At 34.9% G+C, this 21,547-nt stretch carries 26 protein-coding genes and 1 pseudogene; 3 read left to right on the top strand and 24 right to left on the bottom strand.

Going from position 1 to position 21,547, the window contains the following annotated elements; translation table 11 throughout:
• Positions 1-336: 336 nt before the first annotated feature.
• The 4 genes from PCY09_RS05830 to PCY09_RS05815 all read right to left on the bottom strand — a co-directional run bounded on the left by PCY09_RS05830 (position 337) and on the right by PCY09_RS05815 (position 4,088).
• Positions 337-1,056, bottom strand: a complete 720-nt coding sequence (locus PCY09_RS05830) for a hypothetical protein (RefSeq protein WP_008808392.1) — start codon at positions 1,054-1,056, stop codon at positions 337-339.
• Entirely contained in the window at positions 1,049-1,729 is a 681-nt protein-coding gene (locus PCY09_RS05825; protein WP_061601552.1) for an ATP-binding cassette domain-containing protein, read from the bottom strand. Before PCY09_RS05825 ends, PCY09_RS05830 begins: the two co-directional genes overlap by 8 nt.
• A 274-nt stretch (positions 1,730-2,003) precedes the next feature.
• The gene (locus PCY09_RS05820; protein WP_227250347.1) at positions 2,004-3,341 is read right to left on the bottom strand and encodes a GHKL domain-containing protein; all 1,338 of its coding nucleotides are present in this window, start codon (positions 3,339-3,341) and stop codon (positions 2,004-2,006) included.
• Between the two features lie 12 nt (positions 3,342-3,353).
• Positions 3,354-4,088 (bottom strand): LytTR family DNA-binding domain-containing protein, encoded by a 735-nt coding sequence (locus tag PCY09_RS05815; protein ID WP_061594943.1) that lies wholly within the window; start codon positions 4,086-4,088, stop codon positions 3,354-3,356.
• A 667-nt stretch (positions 4,089-4,755) separates the two neighbouring features.
• On the opposite strand from PCY09_RS05815, the pseudogene PCY09_RS10470 reads away from it, so the two are divergent.
• A pseudogene (locus tag PCY09_RS10470) lies at positions 4,756-4,887 on the top strand (site-specific integrase); the annotation flags it as partial.
• A gap of 378 nt (positions 4,888-5,265) precedes the next feature.
• Here PCY09_RS10470 and PCY09_RS05810 read toward each other — a convergent pair.
• From PCY09_RS05810 to pezA, 4 genes are all read right to left on the bottom strand, one after another.
• Positions 5,266-5,637 carry a type II toxin-antitoxin system death-on-curing family toxin gene (locus tag PCY09_RS05810; RefSeq protein ID WP_046165031.1) on the bottom strand — a complete coding sequence of 124 codons (372 nt, stop codon included), beginning with the start codon at positions 5,635-5,637 and terminating at the stop codon, positions 5,266-5,268.
• Positions 5,634-5,891, bottom strand: coding sequence for a type II toxin-antitoxin system Phd/YefM family antitoxin (locus PCY09_RS05805; RefSeq protein WP_046165030.1), 258 nt, complete (start codon positions 5,889-5,891; stop codon positions 5,634-5,636). The genes PCY09_RS05810 and PCY09_RS05805 overlap by 4 nt, the downstream gene beginning before the upstream one ends.
• Before the next feature lie 267 nt (positions 5,892-6,158).
• A complete protein-coding gene (pezT, locus tag PCY09_RS05800) occupies positions 6,159-6,926 on the bottom strand; it encodes a type II toxin-antitoxin system toxin PezT (protein ID WP_046165029.1) in 768 nt (255 codons plus the stop codon).
• The gene (gene pezA / locus PCY09_RS05795; RefSeq protein ID WP_061601558.1) at positions 6,926-7,402 is read right to left on the bottom strand and encodes a type II toxin-antitoxin system antitoxin PezA; all 477 of its coding nucleotides are present in this window, start codon (positions 7,400-7,402) and stop codon (positions 6,926-6,928) included. Before pezA ends, pezT begins: the two co-directional genes overlap by 1 nt.
• A gap of 219 nt (positions 7,403-7,621) precedes the next feature.
• Between pezA and PCY09_RS10465 the strand changes: the two genes are divergently transcribed.
• Both PCY09_RS10465 and PCY09_RS05785 read left to right on the top strand, forming a co-directional pair.
• Positions 7,622-8,074 (top strand): SPASM domain-containing protein, encoded by a 453-nt coding sequence (locus PCY09_RS10465; protein WP_312023778.1) that lies wholly within the window; start codon positions 7,622-7,624, stop codon positions 8,072-8,074.
• The gene (locus tag PCY09_RS05785; protein ID WP_061601559.1) at positions 8,058-9,575 is read left to right on the top strand and encodes an ABC transporter ATP-binding protein; all 1,518 of its coding nucleotides are present in this window, start codon (positions 8,058-8,060) and stop codon (positions 9,573-9,575) included. Before PCY09_RS10465 ends, PCY09_RS05785 begins: the two co-directional genes overlap by 17 nt.
• A 717-nt stretch (positions 9,576-10,292) precedes the next feature.
• Here the strand turns inward: PCY09_RS05785 and PCY09_RS05780 are convergent.
• From PCY09_RS05780 to rlmB, 16 genes are all read right to left on the bottom strand, one after another.
• Positions 10,293-10,577: a hypothetical protein gene (locus PCY09_RS05780; RefSeq protein WP_014334291.1), complete on the bottom strand. Its 285-nt coding sequence runs from the start codon at positions 10,575-10,577 to the stop codon at positions 10,293-10,295.
• Positions 10,578-10,646: 69 nt separating this feature from the next.
• Complete coding sequence (locus PCY09_RS05775; RefSeq protein WP_023024363.1) at positions 10,647-10,781, bottom strand: hypothetical protein; 135 nt, start codon at positions 10,779-10,781, stop codon at positions 10,647-10,649.
• A gap of 43 nt (positions 10,782-10,824) precedes the next feature.
• On the bottom strand, positions 10,825-11,163 hold the full coding sequence (cadX, locus tag PCY09_RS05770) for a Cd(II)/Zn(II)-sensing metalloregulatory transcriptional regulator CadX (protein ID WP_000711078.1): 339 nt from the start codon (positions 11,161-11,163) through the stop codon (positions 10,825-10,827).
• An 11-nt stretch (positions 11,164-11,174) separates the two neighbouring features.
• Positions 11,175-11,789 (bottom strand): CadD family cadmium resistance transporter, encoded by a 615-nt coding sequence (locus PCY09_RS05765; protein ID WP_002911684.1) that lies wholly within the window; start codon positions 11,787-11,789, stop codon positions 11,175-11,177.
• 299 nt (positions 11,790-12,088) lie between these two features.
• Complete coding sequence (locus PCY09_RS05760) at positions 12,089-14,152, bottom strand: heavy metal translocating P-type ATPase (RefSeq protein WP_009660066.1); 2,064 nt, start codon at positions 14,150-14,152, stop codon at positions 12,089-12,091.
• 1 nt (position 14,153) lies between these two features.
• The gene (locus tag PCY09_RS05755; protein ID WP_002893755.1) at positions 14,154-14,432 is read right to left on the bottom strand and encodes a DUF6110 family protein; all 279 of its coding nucleotides are present in this window, start codon (positions 14,430-14,432) and stop codon (positions 14,154-14,156) included.
• 180 nt (positions 14,433-14,612) lie between these two features.
• Positions 14,613-15,215: a transposase gene (locus PCY09_RS05750; protein ID WP_255260894.1), complete on the bottom strand. Its 603-nt coding sequence runs from the start codon at positions 15,213-15,215 to the stop codon at positions 14,613-14,615.
• A gap of 477 nt (positions 15,216-15,692) precedes the next feature.
• On the bottom strand, positions 15,693-16,742 hold the full coding sequence (locus PCY09_RS05745; protein WP_000126416.1) for a DUF389 domain-containing protein: 1,050 nt from the start codon (positions 16,740-16,742) through the stop codon (positions 15,693-15,695).
• On the bottom strand, positions 16,739-17,062 hold the full coding sequence (locus tag PCY09_RS05740; RefSeq protein WP_000825751.1) for a potassium channel family protein: 324 nt from the start codon (positions 17,060-17,062) through the stop codon (positions 16,739-16,741). The genes PCY09_RS05745 and PCY09_RS05740 overlap by 4 nt, the downstream gene beginning before the upstream one ends.
• Entirely contained in the window at positions 17,059-17,418 is a 360-nt protein-coding gene (locus tag PCY09_RS05735) for a hypothetical protein (protein ID WP_000397555.1), read from the bottom strand. Before PCY09_RS05735 ends, PCY09_RS05740 begins: the two co-directional genes overlap by 4 nt.
• On the bottom strand, positions 17,343-17,645 hold the full coding sequence (locus tag PCY09_RS05730) for a TMEM175 family protein (protein WP_006151097.1): 303 nt from the start codon (positions 17,643-17,645) through the stop codon (positions 17,343-17,345). The genes PCY09_RS05735 and PCY09_RS05730 overlap by 76 nt, the downstream gene beginning before the upstream one ends.
• A 353-nt stretch (positions 17,646-17,998) precedes the next feature.
• Complete coding sequence (rpsI, locus tag PCY09_RS05725; RefSeq protein ID WP_008808378.1) at positions 17,999-18,391, bottom strand: 30S ribosomal protein S9; 393 nt, start codon at positions 18,389-18,391, stop codon at positions 17,999-18,001.
• A 19-nt stretch (positions 18,392-18,410) separates the two neighbouring features.
• Positions 18,411-18,857: a 50S ribosomal protein L13 gene (rplM, locus tag PCY09_RS05720; protein ID WP_003026230.1), complete on the bottom strand. Its 447-nt coding sequence runs from the start codon at positions 18,855-18,857 to the stop codon at positions 18,411-18,413.
• Positions 18,858-19,052: 195 nt separating this feature from the next.
• Positions 19,053-19,916: a DegV family protein gene (locus PCY09_RS05715; protein WP_046165022.1), complete on the bottom strand. Its 864-nt coding sequence runs from the start codon at positions 19,914-19,916 to the stop codon at positions 19,053-19,055.
• Between the two features lie 139 nt (positions 19,917-20,055).
• Positions 20,056-20,700: a hypothetical protein gene (locus tag PCY09_RS05710; RefSeq protein ID WP_125396854.1), complete on the bottom strand. Its 645-nt coding sequence runs from the start codon at positions 20,698-20,700 to the stop codon at positions 20,056-20,058.
• Complete coding sequence (rlmB, locus tag PCY09_RS05705; RefSeq protein ID WP_125396853.1) at positions 20,700-21,431, bottom strand: 23S rRNA (guanosine(2251)-2'-O)-methyltransferase RlmB; 732 nt, start codon at positions 21,429-21,431, stop codon at positions 20,700-20,702. The genes PCY09_RS05710 and rlmB overlap by 1 nt, the downstream gene beginning before the upstream one ends.
• Positions 21,432-21,547 lie beyond the last annotated feature (116 nt).

The following is a 21,547-nucleotide window of genomic DNA, read 5'->3' as shown; positions in this document are numbered from 1 at the left end:
CTTATAAAAAACACTCTTATCCTACGATTCTAGCAGAACTATGGATGAGGGTGTTTTTAAATATTGCTAAGGCATTTGATTTTAGAATATAAGAAAAGCATCCCAATAAGGAGATGCTTGGAATATACGTAAATAAATTTTAACGTTTTGAGTGCTGTGGTTGCCATCCAATCAAACAACATTGAGCAAATATAGCTGATTGTAAAACTCATACACTAGATTGTTCAAAAATTAGTTGTCCATTATGATGAAACTGATCTCCCAAAAGTAATTTTAAAGACCAATTCAGAAATTAACAATCTAAAACTATAAATACGATTGTCATCTATTTAAAATTTATTTATTCATTTTCAGAGATTTTTTATCTGGTATTAATAAATATAATGGCAGTAAATTAATAACAATTGTGAGTACAAATAGCAATACATCCGTAATTTGAATTTCTTTTGACGTTACTAAAGAATTAACTATCTGACTATAATAATATCCTGGAAATATCTTTTGAATTGTACTTACTGTGTTTACAAAATCACTTTCGACAGCTAGGTGAGAGAAAGGAATAATGGTAATTGAAGCAAGTACAATAATAGGAAAGCTAATAGTATCAATAACTTTAGAATCAACACGAACTCCAATTACAAAACCAATAAAACTAAAGTACATTCCCATAAACATTAATAAAATAAACTGATAGATTAACAAATTGCTAAATGGCAATCTAAAAAATATGGTTGCAACTAAAGTTACTACCGCAAAAATCAATCCGTTCAACAAGACCTGAACTAAACTTTGACTCAAAAGATAATTAACTATGCTATAATTTGAAAAACTTGATTCTAATTTATAAAACTCTATTTCCGAAGAAATCCTTTTACTAAATGTCGCCAAACTGTTCCCAATTACACCGATAAATACCGCAATACTCAATAAGATATTTGGCATCATATCTCCTTGAAGATTATTCAAGATCATATACCATGTAACTGGAATAAATAAAGTAAAAAGAATAAAACGTTTATTTCTCAATACTTGTTTAAATTGAATAAGACTAATCATGTTTTTCCTCCAAATTACTCAAATCTCGATAATATTGTTCAATTGTTTTTCCTGTCTTATGAATTTCAGCGACAGATTCATCTGCTAAAATATATCCATTTTTTAAAATCAACACCCTTGAAAAAAACTGGTCAATCTGATTGAAATCATGAGTTACAATTACAGATGTACAACTACTATCTTTTAATAATTCCCAAAAATTATCTATAGAAGCCAAATCCATACCAGTTGTTGGTTCATCTAAAAAAAGTAATCTAGGGTTATTTAATAATGATAATAATAAGGACAATCTTCTCTGTTGCCCTCCCGATAAATCACCTACTAAGTCTTTTTTCTTATCTAAGAGTTCTACCTTAGAAAGCATTGATTCCACTTCAAAGTCCTTTAGTTTATTCATATATGCTTTAAGCAAAACTAGTTCTTTTACTGTCAAATCTTTAATCAAAAGATCATCTTGAGGCATCATTCCAATATCATTTTTAAAATCCAATTGAGTTTTTATAAGTCCACTATCGCTCTTTACTTGTCCAGCAATAATTTTAAATAAAGTGGATTTCCCTGCTCCGTTACATCCAAGCAAAGCTATCTTATCGCCTTCCTTAATAGTAAACGAGATATCCTTAAGCACATTCTTTGATCCAAATTTTTTCTTAATATTATGCAATGAAAACATGACTATCTCCTTTGTTTTGATGACTATAAGATAACATTATTCAACATTAATTTTTATCAATTATCAGAATCGGACCTTACTTTATCAGAAACAGTATTATTACTTTCAATAATATATTCAGTTAGGTAATCTTCATCGAAATTAGGGTTTGGCTCCTCAAAAACAATCCAATCGCTTCCTTCATTACCGACTTTATACTTTCAGCAAATAAAAAAGAGGTGTAGCTCATGAATTGGTGGAAAATCTTTGGAAGTCACTAAAATATATAAAAAAACTACAGATAACTAAATCTGTAGTTTTTTTGTATTTCTATTGTCTGTCTAAACACATATGAAAAACTTTGAGTTCTAATAGATGCACTAGGATACTTATCTAAAATCTGTGTCACTTTATATAACCCTATCCCTCGTTCTTCACCTTTTGTTGAAAAACCATTTTTAAAAATATTATTCCTATTTACACTTTCCTCCTTTGTCTTATTTTCAACTATAAAATAAAATCTATCATTATGAGAAAAAATAGCAATGTTAATTTCCGGATCTTTTGATAATAATGTTGCCTCTATGGCATTATCTAAAAGAATTGAAATAATTGTAATAAAATCTAGCAATTCAAATGAATATAAATCTTGCCTACCATCCACCTCTATAGCAATTTCAACCCCCTTATTATAAGCCTCAAGTAATTTTGCTGATAAGACACTTTTTAGGGCAGTGTTTTCAATTTTGGAAAGATTAGCAATATCGTATTTTCTATCCGAAAAATCTTTTACGGTTTTTGATAAAACTGTATCATATACATTTTGAATAGATGCTATATCGTTTAACTCAATACCTGATTTTATACTTGTAATAATGTTTATATAGTCATGCCTAAATAATCGTATCTCCTCATATAAGGACTCAATATGACTACTATATTTTTCTAAGTTCTGAAGTTGGTTATCTTTCTGCTCCTTCAACTCTCTATCAATCTCATCAGTGATCTTAGAATGCAAAAAAATTAGCATAATCAGAAAGTAAATAACGTATATCCCTACTAAATTCTCTCTTAATTTAAGTGCATTTGGAATCACGTCTGTAAAAATAGAAAAAATTTGAAGCAATATAAAATAAAATGCCATTGAAATATCAAATGTTAACAAATAATATTTTAATTGATTTTTAGAAAACCCAATTTGCAAATTTTTAAAGTCGATCTGGATAGTTTTAGTCAAATAATAAAATGTTGGAAATATTAACAGTTCAATCAATAGTGATAATACCGGAAATTTATTTGTAATATTTATTGATACACCAAACATCGGTAATAAATCAAATGCAATAACCCTACTAAATAAACTTTCGACAACTACTGGATATAGACCAAAAAATACAGCTAATGTTCGATTACTAAATTTATTTTTATATAATGAGTAAATTAACCAAAATAATAATGAAGAAAAATATCCTATTGGTGGAACAATATAAAATAATACTCTAAAAATGATTGGTAATAGAAAATAAAGATAAAAACGTACCTTGTCCCCTGTAATTTGTTGATATAGCATTAAAACTACGATAGTATGAACAACAAATGTTATTTCTTCAAGCAAAAAATTATTGATATACAAAGTTAAAACCTTTTAAAAATCTAACCTTTCCTTGAGTTTCTTTAATTTAGTCTTAGAAACTAAGCAACTTTCTCCATTTTCAAATAGAATTAGCTTATTTTCCTTATCAATCTTACTAATGTTTTCAGGATTTACGACAAATGACTTGTGACATCTGTATAACCTATTATCCGTTTTTTCAATCTCAGAAATTCCAGCATAAAATTCTAATCTTTCATCTATCGTATGCATAATAACCTTATGCACAGTAGGCGATGTTTCAAAATAAAGAATTTTATTAAATGGAACTTGGACACGAGATAGTGATGTTTCGAATTTAAAAGAATCATGAGCAACAGTACTTCCATTTTTTTCCAATGTATATTCAATCGCTGATTTTACTCTTTCATAAAAATGAAGATCACCAAGTGCCTTATCAATAAAATCCAAAGCACTAACTTTATATCTAAATGTTAATGGCATAAACTCAGAATGGGTAGTCACAAAGACAATGGTTGCATTGGGATCGAGCTTTCTAATTTGATAAGCAAGCTCTAATCCCTTTTTTTCTTCATCCTTGATCTCAATATCTAAAAAAAATAACTGATGATCCCCTCTCTCAGTTATCTCTGCTAATAATTGAGATGGCTTTCCAAAAATCTCAAACTTATTAATTTTTAAATTTTCATCTTTTAGCACCTTATAAATAATAGTCTCCATGCGAGACTGTTGTAGTATTTCGTCTTCCAAAACATAAATGTTTAGCATCTCTATTCCCTCTAACTATATATGGGTAGTTATATTATGACAATTTTCTGACCAATTATGACAATACGATATTTCTTTTTTAATTTATTTTATCATAATTATAAAACAACAGAATGAGAGGCAAAAAATATTTTCTGTCTAAAAATAATCAAATTGATAATTAAAATCAACAAATTATGTAAAAAATATTCATTAGAATATCAAATATTGCCTAACAAAAAAACTATTAAAGTATTTAAAGATACAAATAATAGCTTATATTTTATCATAATTCTCTCCCAAAATACAGTGAATACTAAAATAGACAGTATAAAGAACACTAACACTACTGATTATAAATCAATCATTCTTCTTACCAAGAAAATAAAGTACGAGAAACTCTTTTCTGGCCATTTAGAATTATATGGTGCAATTGATTTAACAGAAGATCTAGATGTATTAATGAAAGAAATTAACGAATACCTAACTGAGTGGTTAAAATTCACAACTAAAAGCTTATAAGTAACATCAAAATAACAAAAGATTTGACTCCATTAATTAAGATTTCATCTGATAAATGGAGTCTTTTATTATACATAATGGTTTAACCATTTAGTTAGAATTTCAAGGTAATTAGGAACTACGTAAATTATAGTATCGAACCAGTCTGACGAAGATACCCTGAACTGGAGTTTCGCTTGAGGAAATTTCTGGAGCGCTAACCCATAGTGACAAGGAAATTACAAAGACCTATGTTAACACTAAAGACAAAGTTAATCAGACCGTAGGTGATATTGCATTTCATAGCCTAAAAAATTGATGGGGTGAATATGGGGTGAACTTTAGATTTTTGAAACAAAAAAGACATCCAAGAGAAAATTCTTGAATGTCTGTAAACGTTGATATAATCGTATTGATTAACGTTTTGAGAATTGTGATGCTTTACGGGCTTTCTTAAGACCTGGTTGGAAACACTTCTATTTGAATACGTTTCAAAATGCGCTTAAAATCAATGTTTTCTCACGTTTTCAGAAAGAACAATTTCATCTAATTTGAATAACTTTCATTTGAATGGTGTGAATTTTACACTAAAAATACACGAATTGAGCTAGATTTTACCAAAAAGTTCACACCATTATTACCTTCGAATCATTAAAAAATAAAGCAAGTAATTTTTAATAGTCACTTGCTTTTTGTATCAATGACTTTTTACAAAATCTAAAATATCTTCGTAGGTTAATTCTGATGCCGCTACACCCAATCCGAGATGAACCAACTCTTCATCAGTACAATCAAGCACAATATCGTTAAGTTCTAGTAGCACAAGCATTACAAAAATACCAATGCGCTTATTTCCATCTAAAAAAGCGTGATTCTTAATCAAAGAATAACAAAGCCTAGATGCCTTTTCTTCAATAGTTGGATATTGATCAACTCCAAAATAAGTGTCAAAAACATTCGAAAGCGAGGCCTCAACTAACCCCTTGTCTCGTACACCATCCATTCCTCCCGTAGATATAATCAATTGACTATGTAAGGCAACAACCTGTTCAACGGTTAATCTCTTCAATTAGCTAATTCCTTCAAGGCTTCTAGGTGGCGTGACAAGATAGAACTTGCCACCTCGTCAACACTAGCTTGATCTGCAACAACAGCTTCTGTCTGTTCTTCTTGAACCAAGGTGTTATAGTCAACTAAAACATATTTAGGTTTATTGTTTTTCAAAATAACAGCTGTACCCTTACTATCAACCATTCGAGCAACTTTAGAGAAATTCTGATTTGCCTCCGTGATTGGAATTAAATTTTCAAGATTAATTTGCATTGTCATCGCCTCCTTTTGTTTATCATACCATTATTAAGCAACAAAAGCAAAAATATAGGATGGATTTATCCTATATTAAGTGAAATAACTTAGTAATTTGAGGGGGGGTTAGATCCTGCGTACGGTAAATGAGAATACTTTCATGCTCAACTATAGTAAAATGATGGCAGCTCATAAGACTTCCTTTCGTAACTAGTTCGTTCAATTCTATTTTACTAGAAAATCTTATGAGCTTTTATTATCATGTACTCATAAATTAGCCCTTCGTCACTTATTAATTCCCCCCATCTCTCTCAACCGTTCCTGTCCCAACTTCAACATCTCTTCCTCCACCTTACTCCATTTTCCAAATAGGCATTCGTGTAGAACTTCTGTTGCTGAGGTTTCGTCTACTTGCGAATCATAAACACACGATTGATCTCTTTGATAAATTTGAATTTGTCTAAAAAGTTTATCATTTTCTAACTCCCGTAAGTTATCAACCATATGTTCTACAATTCCATCATGGTGTGCTTTAGGAGTTGCTCTAGCTTGACTAGAATCTATGGCGTAGAGCTCCTCATAACGTATCAAAGTACTGAGATAGGACAATTCTGGCTTGGTCGCTATTAGTGCAAGTGAGACTTGATATCCTTTAGTTATCAATAATTGTGCCGTTTTTCTAGGAACTTCTGTTGTTCTCAAGGTGCCCTCGATTAACAAATGATAACCTTGTTTACTCAATTCATCTACGAGATATTCAACCATTTGTCCCGCGAATACTTTGGTATAATCCACACTATCTTTTCCATACTTTTCCTGTAAGCCAAGGTAGTTCGGATGAAAAGAGCGATAACTATCTCCATCAATGATAATGATATTACCTTGAAATTCCCTTTGTTTAATACGATGAATCGTTGTTTTCCCAGCACCACTCTGTCCACCTAGCAAGATAGCCTTGGGCTGAGACGAAGTTGTTTTACCACGAGTTAAAGAACGAACGAGTCGTCTGGATGCTCGTTCAAAATCATCTTGACTAAATTCTTCTAGTTTCATTAAGCCACCACCAGATGACGAGCTTGTTCTAACATACGTTCAATGCCATCCAAATAGCCATTATATCGCTCCACATCCTCAAAAGTTGCAACAAGATAAATCTTCGTGTTAATCAAATCAGAAAGATCATCGCTTATTAGAACCCAAGGATTATTAGCATCATCAAATGCAATTTCTAGTTCATCTTGTAAACGATAAAGTTGCGCTAAGATATTCGCCCCTCGTTCTTTAATCACTTCAATTTTCAGAGTGAGCTGGTAATCTTCCACTGGCGTGAGCATCTTTTCCTCTCCTACAATATCGATATAGGAAACATTAAATTTCTGACAAATACGATCTATTAATTCTGTCGAAATTGAACTTGTCCCGTTTTCATAACGACTTAGGCTATTTCGAGAGATACCAACAATCTTTGCGAACTCAGGCTGGGTTAGATCATGTGTTTTACGTAACGCTTTAATATTTTCTCCTATCATGAAGGTCCTCCTTTTATTTATTTCTATTATAGCACAAAATTTAGAAACGCACCAAAAATGGTGCGTTGTTATGGCTGAGAGATAAAATGTCACACATTCAATTATTGAAGAAAAAATCACTATAAGGCTGTTCAAAAGTCTTTGAGAGTATAAAAAATAAGAAAGCTACAATTGAAAACATATTAGAGATAGGAATCTATGGTATACTAGTGATAATAAATAGTTATCGGTAGGAGAAGGGGTACCGTCAACAATAAAGTTAGAGTAAAATCGTTAACTCTTAAACAACTTGTTACAATACAGAAAAAGATAGATATAATAAACGGTGTCCGTTTTATTGATAAAAACGAAAACTTTCTAACTTGTAGCTCTGTTCAGATATCACTTTATATAACTTGTTTAGGTTCAGTACAACCATGTTCCCTTTATAGTATAAGTATTGGAAATATCTATCACACTTCTATAAAAGAAATATGGAACAAATCGATGTTTAACAAGATCACAACATATACTTTAAAAGATAGCAAAAATTGTAGTACTTGTACAAATGCCAATTATTGCACCCAATGTCCTGGAATTGCCTTATCTGAATCAGGTAAGAGCAGAAATTGCTCTGAAATATGTAAAAAAACAGCACTAGCAAGGAGTTTCGTCTATGCTTCAATACCTTAAGCCTCTGCGCTGGTATCTTTTCTTTAATTTTCTCTTTAGCGGACTGTCCAATATTTGTACTGCTCTTCTTCCATACTTTACACAAGAGTTAATTCGTGGGCACTATCAAATAGCTTTGTCAGGTTATTGTATTGCAGTTATAGGTTACCTGACCTGCAACTATATTCAAATGCGACTTGACTGGAAACAGGCTATTCTCTTTTCGACAAATCTAAAGAATGACTGGTTTCAATCTCTTTTAGGACTTGCCCACCATGATTTCAAGCAGAAAACAGTCGCGGAATACATTTCTTACCAATCTAATGACCTTGATTCACTGGAAAAAGATTATCTACCTCCACTGATGAGTTTTTTTAAGCAGATTCTACGAATCTTGATTTATACCATCATTATTACCAGAACAATCAACCCTATAGTGGCACTGATCCTACTGATTTCAACGGCCATCAGTATTCAAATTCCAAAGATCGTTGGTCAATTGACTGCGAAGCGTAGAACAACCTATCTTGAAAAGCAAGGTGATTATTATCGGACCTTGGAGGATCTATTCCGAGGACATCACTTAGTTAATAAACTCACTCTACCTCATTTTATAGAGCAACAAAGAAGTTCTCTTAAAAATTTGCAGGATAAGTATCTTGGGTATGGTTTGACTAAAATTACAGGTATTCTCTTGACGGGTATTTCTTTTGAATTCATCAGTCTATTTCTTTTTTCCTATCTAGCATACTCTCTATACCATCAGCAAATTGGTATCCCTGAGGTGGTGGCCAGTTTTGGTTATATTACAGCCTTCTCAGAACCAATTCAAGAAATCCTTTACGATCTGCAAATGTTGGAGTCGGTAAAACCTGTAATTAAAAGCTTTCAAACTATCGTTAAGCATCCATCTTCAATTCAGGCACCACAGCTTTCTTTTGAAACGATCACATTGAAGAATCTTTCTAAACAACTCGGGAAATCAACATTGAAGATTTCTTCTGCCACTATTCATAAAGGAGAGAAGATTGCCCTTATGGGAGAGAACGGATCAGGTAAAAGTAGCCTACTCAATATTTTAAATGGTACGGATGAGGATTTCCAAGGTGAGATTTTGCTGAATAATCTTCCTCTAAATCAGCTTTGGGGGAAATTTGGCCTGATCTTGCAGCAAGAGCATAGCTTCATATCTAGTTATAAAAATAATGTTACGCTATTCAATACTTTTCCTGCAGAGTTTGAGGATGCAGAGTTCGAAGTAACACCTCCTCAATCCCTGTCAGGTGGTCAACAACAACGTATGTACCTCAATCGAGAAAAAAACCGTCAGAGTCCATTAGTTATTATGGATGAACCTTTTTCAGCCTTGGATGCTCATCAGTTCGAGGCAGAATTGAAAAAAGTACTAGACTTACCGTGTGCTGTCATCATTACTTTACACCGACAGAATGAAGCACTGAAGAACTTTGACCAAGTCTGGGAAATTAGATCTGGAGAACTAATCATCGAAAAAAGTAAGTAAATTTATATTAACCATAATATAGCATGTACACTGATTTAACTCGTATTTTCAATTTGTCATCATTACATAATTAAATACTTTCCCATTATAACAAAACGGTAGGCTAGTAATTTCTAGCTTACCGTTTTATTTTATGTGACTTTCAGTCCATCTCGCTCCGTTAGGTGCAAGACGAAAGAACCATCCGCTATTGATATGATTCCTCTTAAGTAGACATGTTAAATAACCAAAATCTACTTAAGAGGTATTTTTATGTCTAGAAGGGAAAAATTCACCCCATACGAGAAAGAGCAAGCTTGTCTTGATTAACGTTTTGAGTTCAGTGGTTGCCACTCAATTAAACATCACTTCGCTTGTTTTCTTGTGGCAACTGTGTATAGCATATCTCTATGCGACTAAAGTCGATAGAGCTATCCTAATTGCACACCGCCAGTTCTCATACAAGAAAACACCTTGCAAACTGCAAAGTGTTTTCGTTTGTGTTCTGCTTTCCAGTAACGAATTAACGTTTAGAGAACTGGCTAGCTTTACGAGCTTTTTTCAAGCCTGGTTTGGAAAGTATGGATTTCAGTTGGACTAAAAACAGCGTAATATCAAGGATTTTCTGAACAATATCTACTTTTTAATTTCATAAAATCTGAATCAATATTTTTAAAATAGGGAATAGTTTAGGTCTCTAAGCATTAAAATAATACACCTAACTTTGGTCACCGTTTTTTAGTTATTCACTCTTTTTTCGGATAGTGTTTTTAAAGTTATGATGTAAAATGCCGCAATTAAAACACTATACATCATAATCGGAGGATAGAGAATTAAGGACAGAATCAATCCCACTCCTTTAATTATTAGGTCAGGTATCAATAACTTCCTATATTGTGCGGTAGCTTCAAGTAATTCTTTCTGATCTATATTGGGTTTATCAATTACTTTATGTAAAAACCAGTTTGCTACCGTTGAAACAATAACGATCAGTCCATAAAAGAGCTGTGCCGTATGATTCATGAAATGACTACTAACTATTCCAGTAGCATAGGGCATAAATGAAACAAAAAATAAAAGATACAAATTCTTTCAAATTTCTCCCTTTTCAATTTGCCTAACTTGACCTGCATTACCTAGGTCGCTTTGCTTTAAATTATACTTTTTTCTTAAACATTTAATACGAGTAGGTATTTCTTGTGAGTAATTTTCATCAAAAAATTTCATATATAATCTCCCTATAATCATGGAAAAGTAGTAAAAATAGTTGTTATCCTAGTTGATTAAAAAAATCTCTGATTTCCTCATCCTTTATAAAATAATATATAATTTTCCCCTCTCTTCTAGTGTCCAAGATGTTTTGATTGGCTAGTTTACGAAGATGGTGGGAGGCAGATGCCATACTGAGATTTAATAAACAGGCTATATCGCAGACACAGAGTTCTTCGACGGCAAGGAGATAAAAGATGATATTTATCTGTTTATTATCGGTAAATTTTGATAAAATGCGAAGTGATTTTTGGACTTTTTCCTTTTCAAGGTAGTTCGTTGCGGTTGTAACATTTTGTTGATTTATAACATCCACTTGACAGATACTATCTTTTTTCATAATTTTTTCTCCTAGCCTAACACAGCCCATAGCATGTCAAAGCTGTTGTTTTCAATCAGGATATACATCCCCAATCCTAAATAGACAACGGCAATAAACCATCTACTATATTTTTCCAAAGTTTCTCCAACAGAAGGGACTTGTGCTAATTTTTGGGCAGAAAAAACCAAGAGATAAATCATGACTAGAAAAGTAAGTAAAGTCACTATCAAATTCGCTAAATTTAAGGTGGTAAAATATGGGACAAAGACACCAATATTATCAGCGCCACAACTTGCAAAAGTAATCATAGCGACTAGAAAAATCAGGTTTTTATTGTCTTTTCGCAAACCATCTTTTGCAATAGCTTCTCCATCAGAATCTCCTAAAAGCAAAACTTTGAGGCCTAGGAAAATTGGAATCAAACCGAGTAAACCTAAAATCTCTTTACTAGGAATATAATTTAAGACAAATGCAAAAAGCAAACTTAGGAATATTAGACTAACAGAGCCTAGAAATTGTCCTAAATAGATGTTAATGATGTCCTTTCTGCTTTTTCTTTTGGCAAAAAATAACATTAGGATAATAAGTAAGTCTACGGCTGTCCCAGAATACAGGATTATTGAAGTAACAATATTTTGAATCATAAAACACCTCATTCAAATATATTTTTGAATGTATTCTAACATTAACCTTTGTAGATGTCAACTTCAAATCCACCAATTAATAATTGCATGTCAATATTTGTATTGTGAAACTAGTTTCAGAAATATATAGTCTTAAAGTATGTCCACTGCCAATGGTTTTTTCAATATTTAAAAGGAGAGAACCAATTTGGTCCTCTCCAGGGTATAATTTTCCATCAACCCACTACAGTTGACAAAGAGCCGTTATTCTCAAATGAGACAACTCCTTTTAGTTTTTATAACCTCAGCTTCTCGGTCTCTTACCTAGTTTTAATAGAAAGACTACGAAGGACGATTCTTAAAGTAGTCAGATTGTGCAATATCGAAAGATTAGATGGGCTTAACCAATTTAACAACCCAAATCCAATTAAACTTCCATTTATTACAACTGTTTCTTGAATATTTCTTTGAATTAATTTCTGCAACGATTCAGATAAAGAATTCAATTCCTCGAAGAAATCTAAACGATTATCTAATAATAAAATATCACTCATCTGCTTAGAAATATCAGCACTTTCATTCATCACAACCCCAATATCTGCAAGCGTCAAGGCAGCAGAGTCGTTTAACCCGTCTCCAACCATCAAAATAGTTCGGCCAGCTTTCTGTAATTCCTGAACCAACTGAAACTTACCATCTGGTTTTAAATCAGTATAAACGTTGTCAAATGGCAGATCTTTAACCAACTCTTCTGTTCTAGCCAACGTATCACCAGTTGCCAGAATCAGTTTTTTCCCTTGGCGCTTTAGCTTTTTCAATGCAACTTTCGCCTCGCTTCTCAAGGGAGTGTGGATACAAAACATCCCAATTAATTCTTTCTTATAAGCCAAAAACAATAAATTGTAATGAGTCTTATATTGCTCAATCAAGGCCAGCTGCTCAGAACTAATTCTTACCTGTTCGTCTTGCATTAGTACATAATTTCCAATGACAACCGATTGACCATCAATTTGCGATTTAATCCCTTTGCTTGCAACATACTGAAGCTTGCCATGCATTTCTTCGTGTTCAATGCCTTCAATTTCAGCTTGTTTAACAATTGCATTGGCAATAGGATGATAGATATGTTCCTCCAAACATGCACTTATTCTTAAAATATCTTTCTCAGTATAATCTCCGAAAGGAAGAACCTTTTCAACCAAAGGATAACTCGTCGTGATGGTACCCGTTTTATCAAACAAGAAAGTATCCACTTCCAGATATTTTTCTAATACATCACCATCTTTAATAACCATTTCTCGATTTAGACCTTCCTTTATGGCCGTAAGGTAGGCTACAGGTGTGGATATTTTTAGAGCACATGAAAAATCCACCAATAAAAAGGAAATGGCTTTTGAAAACGAACCTGTTAACAGATAAGTCAAACCAGCACCTAAGAAGTTATATTTTACAACCTTGTCTGCCATCCTAATAAAATGACGTTGTTTTGTCTTCTTACTCTCTTCAGATTTTTTCATCAGATTGATGAGTTGCAAAATACGACTGTTTATCTGATTATCAGTCACACGAATTCTTAACTCTCCTGTTTCCAAAACAGTATTCGCACATACAGAATCTCCCTCTTTCTTTTCAACAGGGAAGCTCTCTCCAGTCAAGGAACTCTCATTGACCATGCCTAATCCTGAAACCACTTGGCCGTCAAACAAGATTTCATTCCCTTGGGAGACAACTAATACATCACCTACTTGAACATCAGAACTCTTGATGCTGATGACCATGTCTCCCCGCACTAAGAAAACATCACTTTCTTTAGCAAGAAGGCTTTGTTCCAAATCTGTTGCTGTTTTTTTTAAAGACCACTGATCCAGATGATTACCCAAATCAAGCATAAACATGATGTTGCTAGCTGTCTTGGATTGGTTCATAAACAAGGACAACAAAATGGCCGAACAGTCCAAGACCTCCATGGTTAGTTCCTTGCGCGCTAAAGTTTGATAGGCTTCTTTGACATAACCCAAAGCCTGATAACAAGTCCAAATATAACGAATAGGGTAGGGTACAAAACTTCGAAACAGCAAACGCTTAATCGCTGCACCCGATACAATTGAATAAGCACTCTCTTCTCTACGAATGGGAAGAGTCATCAAGTCCGAAACTTTCCCCTTGTCAATTTTTTTTAAAAAGGCCTCTGCATTTTCTAATACAGAGAAGCCTTCTTTCATACGTAGAGTAAAGTGCTGCTGATCCATATAAAACTGAATAGAGTCGATCCCTTTTTCATCTTTAGCCAAGGAACGAAGATAATCTTGAATATCCAAGGTCAGTGAAAACGAGGACGATAATCGGATATGTTGATATCCTCTGTGTAGCACTTTAAAAGACATATTATTCACCTGTCAGGCTATCTAATTGTTCTTCTTTCTTTTCCTGTTCGTATAAATATTTAGCGTCTTGTAAAACATCATCACCGTGTTGTTTTACAACAGAAACAGATGCATCCAGTCCATCTTTCAATTTGTAAGCTTTAGCCAAGGCCTTAGAATAGCCTTTCTTAGCTTCTTTACTTGCTAAGACTTTCAAGCCAAGCGTCCCAAATGCTACCCCTCCTAAGAAGAGAGATGATTTTTTCGCAACTTTTGCGACGTTTAATACTTCTTTTAACATGTTTATTTCCTCCTTGTAACTATTGTAGCGAAAAATGACAGCAAAAGCAATTGCTGATATCTGATATATAGATAAAATTCTCTATACTGATATTTAATTATATTATGATGAAAACAATATACTTTATTTTTTGATACTGTCAATAATTATGTGTAAACACTTAAGTAGAGTTACGGAGTGTTAATTAAATAAGCTTTCAAGTGTATCAGAACATTGACCAAACCCTTTATGGATTCGTTGACTTTGCTTGAAATTATAATCTTCAAACAACGTAACTAAGTAACGTTCCAGAGCCTCCTCATTAGGAAAAAGAACCTTCTTTTTCGTTTGATGTTTGATTTCTTTGTTAAGAGACTCAATGAGGTTTGTCGAATACATGCTGTGCCAAATCTGGTAGGGAAACTGATAAAAAGTTAAAAGATTATCCGTCTTCTCCAGACTTTCCATGACTTTCCTATACTTTGGTTTCCATTCGGCGAGAAAGTCCTCTAAAGCTTGTCCTGCCATTTCTAAATTTTCAGCACGATAAATCATTATAAATTGCCCCAGAATAACCGCTCTATCTGCTCGTTTCACTTTACTAGCTAGATTTCGACTAATATGAATTAAGCAACATTGTTGTTTAGCTAATGGGTGAGCCTGACTGATAATCTGCTCAAGCCCCTTAAAGCCATCTGTAACTACAAGAGAAATCTGTTGGATTCCTTGGTTTTGAAGCTTGTCTAACAGGGTGGACCAAGAAGCATTGTTTTCTTGAGGCAACTGTGCATAGCATATCTCTATGCGACTAAAGTCGCTAGAGCTATCCTAATTGCGCACCGCCAGTTCTCATAGAAAAAAACACCTTGCAAGATGCAAAGTGTTTTCGTTTGTATTCTGCTGTCCAGTAACGAATTAACGTTTACTAAATTGTGATGCTTTACGGGCCTTTTTCAAGCCTGGTTTGGAAAGTATGAATTTCAGTTGGACTAAAAACAGCGTAATATCAAGACTTTTCTCCGCTTTTATAAAAGCTTTTTTCCAATCAAATTCAACTAATTTTATCCGAATGGTGTGGATTTTACCCCCAAAATTACAGAGAATGGAGCTGATAAACACTAAACGTTCACACCATTAGTTAAATGATTTTTTGTTCATCATTTTTCTTAGATGATAGAACTTCTAATTTATTTCTTATTCAAGCAAAAACAACCTGCTATAAGTAAGAAAGAGGAAGATACAAGAAAAACACGGCGTAAAAACCGATTCAGTTCATTGTCCTCAATCCTTGTCTGCTTCATTTTCTTTTACGAGATCGTTTTGTGAATCTTTTTCAGAGAGTTTTTGATCAATATACTTGTCAATGTTTTCATAAAATTCCTTGGTCGCTTCACTATCTAATGTTGGCGAGTTCTGAACTTGATTCACTTTCAATTGAACAGATTGAATACCGTAAGAGGCTTGTTTTTGGTGGAGTGTTTCTAATTCTTCTTCTGAAATCGGATCTCCAACAACCGTCAAGACCAATTCATTGTTACTTGACTTGTAGACTTGATTAATAACCGTATAATTGGCGAATTCTTTTCCTACAAACTGTTTGATCCCTTCTTTGCGCGCTTGTTCTATTGTCAGAGTAACTGCCGAATAGCTAGCTGGAAGAATCAACAATACAATCAAAGATATCAAGCCAATTCTCATTTTAATGCTCAGCTCTTTAAATGAAGTTAAAGGAGATTTTCTCATCAAAATTCTTGTTCCAACAATGTTGGCTAGCATGATAAAGACACAGTTGATCAAGAAAAGATAGAGAGCCCCCAATAAAAATCGTACATTCCCATTAGCTAAACCATAGCCAGCAGTACAGATAGGCGGCATCAGAGCTGTAGCAATGGCTACTCCTGGCACGATATTGTTTGCTTCTTTTTTCCTTGAACCGATCACACCAGCAATCCCACCAGCAATAGCAATGAGGACATCCCAAATGGTTGGAGAGGTTCGTGCAATCAACTCGCTACTTGCATAAGACAAGGGAGAAATCCAGAAATACAGAGTCGAGACAAGCAAACTGACCAACACTTGAGTCAATAAAACCTCTAGAGATTGCTTGATTAAACGCGTATCAAAAATAGCTAAACCGAATCCCAGTCCAACAATCGGTGTCATGAGAGGTGAAATCAACATGGCTCCTATAATGACAGCTGTTGAATTCATATTTAGTCCGATAGAGGCAATAAAAATTGCACACATCAAAATCGCTGTATCTCTCAATCGAACATGAAGGTCATCGTATAATTTCTCACGGTATTCCCGTGTTGAATAATTGGCAGTCATTTGTCCTCTCCTCTTTCCTTATTTAAATTGGTATAATAATTAAAAATAACAGCTGATAAACAGCCAAAAAATATGAGCCCATAAATCGTCAAGAAGACACTGGTAATCCTTCCAATCAAGGTCACAGCTAGGAGATCCCCGTAGCCGACAGTCGTCGAAGTCACAAAAGCATACCAAAGACCGTCTCCGTAATTTGTGATAGCAGGTTCAACTAGGAAAAGCACGCCTCCTGACCCAAAAACAAAGGTCACAAAACTCAGAGCAAACCGAGTAAAACCCGTAACCTGCATAATATGCCATAACATTTTTAAACGTTTCATTTGTTCTCCTTATTCATACTAGCTCCTGACCGAGCCGTTTTTTTCCAATAATCAAAGTGAAGATAGGACATGATCTCCATCAGAGAAAGATAGACAAACTGATAGATCTGATTTAAGCTGATTATCAACTGATATTGTTTGAAAAATGACTGGAAGAAAGACCAGATATGACTGTCTTGAATCAGTCCCTTCTTAATATCAGACAGGATATTAGCTAAAGCTCCCAAGGACTGAAACGGTAAATCCTTGACATTTATATAGATCCGGTCCACCACATCATTCAGACTGGTATCTTGGATGGCATGAAATTCTCCAAAGAGAACTCCTGCCGCTCCAAGAGTAGAAACAAATTCCACCAAATAATTTCTGAGGAAATTTTCTCAACCTTTTCCCATAATGTGTTTAGTGCCATCCATAACGATCCCAACCAGAAAAAGGAAAGAAAACAAGCAAAGAAATTTTGCCGTAAATCCCAAAAAGCTTCAAGACTTGGTGTTGTTGGTTTTTCTAACTCTAAAACCAAGATGGTCATAATAATTGCTAGAACAGCATCTGTCAATACAATTAATCTGTCTTTCTTCATCGGATTGCATCCCCTTTCTTTTTTGTAACATTCTATCTTATCGCATAATATTGGATATTCTTTCATAATCCGACTACAAACAAAAATAAACCAAAAAGTATGTCCCTATTATACTATATTTAACTCTAGAAGTATTCATCCATCTAATTAATAAATATATCATATTTCACAATAAGTGAATACTATCAAAGATTCATCCCCTTTCACTTCATCATGTAGTGTTGCTTAGATTTATCAAAAACAACCAAATTTGTATTAATTTCAAGTATCACCTAGTTACAAAAATTTGGGGTGAACAGAAAAAGCATCCCGTATTTTTGATACGAAATGCTTTCAATAAGTTTAAATAAGTTTTAACGTTTACTAAATTGTGATGCTTTACGAGCTTTTTTCAAGCCTGGTTTCTTGCGTTCTACCATACGAGCATCACGAGTAAGAAGTCCAGCGCGTTTAAGAGAATCGCGGAAGTCTGGGTCTACTTGAAGAAGGGCACGAGCGATACCGTGACGGATAGCCCCTGCTTGTCCTCCATAACCACCACCATTAACGTTTACGAAAACGTCGTATTGACCAGCAGTTGAAGTAACTGCGAATGGTTGGTTGATAACCAAGCGAAGGTCAGCGTGTGGGATGTACTCTTCAACATCTTTTTTGTTTACAGTGATTTTACCAGTTCCTGGAACAAGGCGAACGCGTGCAACAGCGTTTTTACGACGTCCAGTACCTGCATATTGTGCTTGTGACATAGCTTATTTGTTCCTTTCCTTAGATAAGTCCTGAAATATCAAGAACTTCTGGTTGTTGTGCAGCGTGAGTGTGCTCAGCGCCTACAAATACTTTCAATTTCATACCTTGAGCACGGCCAAGAGTATTATGTGGAAGCATACCTTTAACTGATTTTTCGATCAAACGAACAGCGTTCTTAGAGCGAAGTTCACCAGCAGTGATAGATTTCAATCCACCTGGGTACATTGAGTGAGTGTAGTAAACTTTATCAGTAGCTTTTTTACCAGTCAATTTAACTTTTTCAGCGTTGATAACGATTACGAAGTCACCTGTATCAGTGTGTGGTGTGAATGTTGGTTTATTTTTTCCACGAAGTACGCTTGCTACAACAGCAGAAAGGCGTCCAAGAGGTACATCAGTAGCGTCAACTACGTACCATTTGCGTTCAACTTCACCTGGCTTAGCCATGTATGTTGTTTTGTTCATGATTTCTCCTATTTGAATATCGTTTTTGTTTACAGGGCGGATGTTCCGGTCCGCAAGTTATTTGAAAGGTTCCGGGGCCTTACAAATGGGGTAAACAATACCGCCTACTATCATACCAAATTTTTAGGCCAAAAGTCAATATCTTTGCCGGAAATATTTCACTTTTTAGCTTGTTTTCGTTTTCAAGTTTGTTTCTTAATCTCGGTCGTTTTTAGCGAAGCCAAATAAAGCTAAAGTTCCTGGTCCAACGTGGGTTGCAATAACTGGTCCAAGTGGTTCAATCAAGACTTCTTTCACTCGGCCATCTGCTAATAGCTGTTCCTTCAGACTCTCAGCATCCTGATCAGCATCTGCATGAGCAATCACTGCACGATCATCTGCTATATTTTCTAAAAGCATGCGAACACACTCTGCCTGGGCCTTCTTCTTTCCTCTTACCTTGGCAATTGGTTTCAAACTTCCATCCGCTTGAACTGCAATAATTGGCTTGATGCTAGCCAGACTACCTATCATGGCAGCTGTTTTTGAAATTCTTCCACCCCGCACCAAGTGATTCAGATCATCCACTAAGAAATAGGTTTGAACTTTTGGTCGCAAAGCCAGTAAAATATCCAAGGTCTCAGCTAGTGATTTACCTTCTGATCGTGCCTCGACAGCCTTCATTACCAGAAGCCCTTCCCCCATAGAAGCAGCCCGACTCTCAAGGATCTCAATCACAGCTTGAGGATAGTCTTCCAAGACTATGTCCCGAGCCATAACAGCACTTTGATAGGTCCCAGATAGCAAGGAAGCAAAAGCTACATACAACAGCGGCGTGTCAGCTTTCGCATATTCTCTAAAGACATCTTCAAACTGACCTACATTAATTTGGCTGGTAGTTGGTTGACTTCCTGCCTTCATCTTTTCAAGCAAGGTCTTACTGGTCAGTTTGTTTTCCCCTACTGTTTCATAGGTCACTCCATCCAGCTGAATGGTCAAGCCTAAGATTGTAACATCATGTTCAGCTGCCCATTTTTCAGGCAGATCTGTTGTAGAATCCGTTAAAATTTTAAAGGTCATCTTATTCTCCATCATTTTTTAGTTCCCACAGAGAGGATTCTCCATGGACATAAGCAGGTTATTAGTGGTGCTTTGAATGACCACCTTATTAGGACTAGCTGTTAAACATTCTTGCTTTTAGGAAAGTTATTCCGCTAGGTCAGTCTAAAACAGGACTGACACCTTGAAAGCCTTTCAAATCAAAAATATATTGGAAATATTCATCTTGTGGATCTTTTAAAATCAGGTTTGCTCTATCATTAAGCAATTCAATACAGGTCCATTCCCCATCTAGGCACTCAACATCATATTTTTTATCTTCTAAAAATAAATTTGTTAATTGTACTTCTGGATATTTATTTTGGAAAGAAACCATCCCAGAGTTATCATTTCGGTAAGCAAGCACAGGAACTTCCACTTTTTGATTTCCCATATAAAAGGAACTCATACACCTCTTTTCAGCAAGGTACTCATATTTTCCTTTTACATAATTCACAATCTCTTTATTTAAAATTGTAGAAAAATTGAGAATACTGATGAGATCCGCCTTAGCACTGGATAAGGTTTCAACCTCAACCAGATATTTCAAAGTGTCATTTACTTGACTTTCTTGACCGTATAAATCCGTGCAATTCAAGGAATATTGGGTCAATAAATCCTCTAAGGGATACTGATCTGCTTCCTCAGTGATTTCAAAGCAAAAGCAATAATTATCTTCTCCTTTATTATGATAGATATCATAAATAATCGGTTCAAACTTTTCTGTTTGATATTTTTCTAACGCATAACTTCCAAGTACTTGCATTAGCCCACCCGATTTCTAAAGACTTCATACATGAGAATAGCTGCTGCGACACTGGCATTGAGGCTTTGGACATGGCCATTCATGGGAATCGTCAGCATTTCGTCCACCTGCTTCTTGATGTTGCTGGAAATACCCTTGCCTTCATTGCCGATGATGAGGGCTAGCTTGCCTGCTGTATTCCACTTATGGGAAGGCGTCCCCTGCATATCCGTACCGAAAATCCAGAAACCAGCTTCCTTGAGCTTGTCCAAGATCTGGCTGAGATTGGTCACACGAGCAATGGGAATATGCTCAATGGCACCCGTTGAAGTCTTGGCTACAACTGGTGTCACACCGACCGCACGATGCTTGGGAATGATGACTCCAGCCACATTAGTTGCGTCAGCCGTCCTCAAGATAGAGCCAAAATTGTGCGGGTCAGTCAGCCCGTCCAAAATCAATAATAGTGGATTGTCTTCCTGCTCTGCTTTTTTCAACAGAACCTCAAACTCAGTATAGGCGAACTCAGCCACTCGCAGAACAAAGCCCTGGTGAACGGCTCCGTCAGTCATTTCCTGCAAGGTCTTCTTGGGCGTCCAGGAGATCGAAACCTTTTTTTCTGCAGCTAAATCTTTGATTTTATCGACCTTTTTGCCACGCAGGTCGTCTTGAATGTAGAGTTTATTTCCAGTGTTAGCTGCGAGAGCCTCTGTCACCGCATGCACACCATAGACAATATCGTTTTTTTCCATGTTTTCAGTATAACATAAATGCCTCCTAAATTGCGACAGCTTTTACTGAACAAAACAAGAAATTCGAATCGAAGGAATCATCCTAACCAACTTTATACTCTAGTCATGATATAATA

It is taken from the genome of Streptococcus sp. SG2 (genome assembly GCF_030439925.1).
Lineage (GTDB): Bacteria > Bacillota > Bacilli > Lactobacillales > Streptococcaceae > Streptococcus > Streptococcus gordonii.
The sequence above is the reverse complement of the archived record's forward strand: the minus strand, read 5'-3'. Positions and strand labels throughout refer to the sequence as shown.